Raw genomic sequence first — 2,345 nt, 5'->3', positions numbered from 1 at the left:
GAAGCTGCTGGATATAGCAACGAACAAGCGTTCGAGGTATGAGGTGACAATCATGCCGAATGGATGATTGATTAATTAAGGGATCTGCGGGTAGGCAGGTTTACAGACGTTAACTTAAAGATTAAGCGCTTAAATGCAGCAATGAATCGCTCGCAAACTTTAAGCCGCGATTACGGCTCACGTGTTGCTTCCAATTTCTCGGCGTCATGATGGTGTTCTTGAGTTTTCGGTGATGTTTTTTTCGAGCATTATCTGAGGCAGGTAGAGTGAGACGAAGGACTGATTGAGTTTGTTTTTGGACGGCAATAAAATGAACACCCTCCCAAGAGTAAGGAAGGGAAAGTCGCCCCGAAGAAGGTAGCAAGGCGGCAAACGCGATGTATTCACGCTCGACCATCCCCAGTTTTTTTACGCCAATAAAATCGCCGCGTTCAATCAGGCGATCTAACAAATTAACCGCATCGTCTTCACTACAATATCCGTATACAATTTGCATATTCCCACTCCTTTTTAGGACATTGTTTTGGTCTTTGATAAAGACCAAAACAATGGGCTCTCTTTCAAGAGCCGTGCTACAAACTGGCTTGAGCGTTCTTGTAGTAGAATGCGCACACCTAAAGGGTGTGGTGTCTGGTATTCCCAAGTAACTCTGCTTAACCACTCAACAAGCGTGCTTAATTGAGTAGACAAACAGCCTTGGACGTCGCCCCAGGCGGGCTCCTGAATTTGTTAGGCATATTACGCAGCCTGCGCCCCTCTGCGGCGCTTTTTGCAATTGAAGGCAGCCCACCTTCGAGTCTCATCGTGATGACTTTATTCCTAACCTGTAATCACTTTCGAGACTATTTCCTCGTTACGCGAGATCCAACTGAAGAAATTTCTGTGAATTGTTCTAAATGGTCTTCCATTCGTAATTTAGCTTCAGAACGATTTGAACGACCTGATTTTTCCACAGAGTTTAAAAATCTCTTAACGGATGCACCAGTGAGAACAACAGTTACACTAAGTTTTCCTATTTCCTGTTTGCTCATAATTTTCTCGATATAAAGCTTATCAAATCAACTTAGTTCAATATGAATCGAATTGAGCTGTATCATATCGTAAAGCCATAGATCTCAATACCCCCATAAAAAAAGGGGGTATTGAGGCTATAAGTTGACTATTCTCAAAGCAATAACCCCCATAATTCTGGATAAATACACATAGCGGATCTCAAGCGTATTTTGACAGCCCAACTTTTTCTTAATCGAAAGTAAGTGTTCTTTAACAGTGTCAATTGAAATATCAAGTTGGATACTCAATTGTTTTTGTGGGGCTCCAGAAGCATACATTTCCAATACATTATATTGCTTAGATGTCAGCTCAGGAAATAAATAGTTAAAATTATCAATAGGTTTTGCGTTTTTCATATAATCCAAATTAAGCTTGTTTAACATAAGTATCAATAGCTCTGGTGTTTCACACTATTGTAAATTATACACTATTGTATAATTTACAATAGTGCAAATTATATGGAGTGAGAGAAGATTATAATTTTTAGACTTGAGTGTTATATTATTGGCAGTTTAAGAAGTGGTATAATACCTTATTAAATTTTAACAACGCAGTAAGGCATCGTGAACATATCCCTTTTGACATACATTAACAGTAGATATGGTTCCGCCCACGGTAACCAAAAACTTTTCTTAAAAGACAATTCTCATATAAGTGCATCAGAAGTAAGTCGTTGGCTAACAAAAGGTTATAAAATTGATTTAGATACTGGAGACATATTTAAACCATCGAACAAAAAAGTTAACATAAAAAAATAAATTTGATTCACTTTAAACCACTCTGATGCTTTACAAAAAGAAGTATCATTGCTATTATGCAGTCATGATCTTAAAGTGAAAAGTGCATTACATAGCACGCTACTACATAGTTTTCTATGTAGTGTATTTTTTAAGATCTAGAATGTGTTAGACTTCCAATCTAACTGCATAGCATTCGCAAAAAGCCGTTCGCCTGCTCGTGAACGGCTTTTTTGTGCCTGAAATTTACCATTGATCTTTAAAGAGATTTTCTGTAGATTGAAGTTTCATTGTTTGGTGTGGAAACTAAACAACCCTAAAAATCGAGCAGAATCTTATGACCAATATAAAACTAACTTGCCTTAAGTGCGATCTATCTACACATACTCTCAGTCCAAGCTATTACTATGTCCGTGAACCTGTTTCACTGTACGAGTGCTTGAGTTCTGTTGGGGTGTGTTATGTCATTCTCTGAGCAAAATACCCTTCAAACTAAATCGCAATACGACAAAGAATATCGTGCCAAACGCAAAGCCCGTAAGCATGAGTTGATTG

At 38.3% G+C, this 2,345-nt stretch carries 3 protein-coding genes; all 3 read right to left on the bottom strand.

The features are described from left to right. Positions 1 to 121: 121 nt before the first annotated feature. Positions 122 to 496: a hypothetical protein gene (locus AB6D93_RS23845; protein WP_371979971.1), complete on the bottom strand. Its 375-nt coding sequence runs from the start codon at positions 494 to 496 to the stop codon at positions 122 to 124. A gap of 346 nt (positions 497 to 842) precedes the next feature. Further along, positions 843 to 1,031 carry a TraY domain-containing protein gene (locus AB6D93_RS23840; RefSeq protein ID WP_371979972.1) on the bottom strand — a complete coding sequence of 63 codons (189 nt, stop codon included), beginning with the start codon at positions 1,029 to 1,031 and terminating at the stop codon, positions 843 to 845. A gap of 117 nt (positions 1,032 to 1,148) precedes the next feature. Continuing rightward, on the bottom strand, positions 1,149 to 1,409 hold the full coding sequence (locus AB6D93_RS23835) for a helix-turn-helix transcriptional regulator (RefSeq protein WP_371979973.1): 261 nt from the start codon (positions 1,407 to 1,409) through the stop codon (positions 1,149 to 1,151). Positions 1,410 to 2,345 lie beyond the last annotated feature (936 nt).

Source organism: Vibrio sp. 10N.247.310.23 (assembly GCF_041467155.1).
In the GTDB taxonomy this organism is placed as follows: domain Bacteria; phylum Pseudomonadota; class Gammaproteobacteria; order Enterobacterales; family Vibrionaceae; genus Vibrio; species Vibrio crassostreae_C.
The sequence above is the reverse complement of the archived record's forward strand: the minus strand, read 5'-3'. Positions and strand labels throughout refer to the sequence as shown.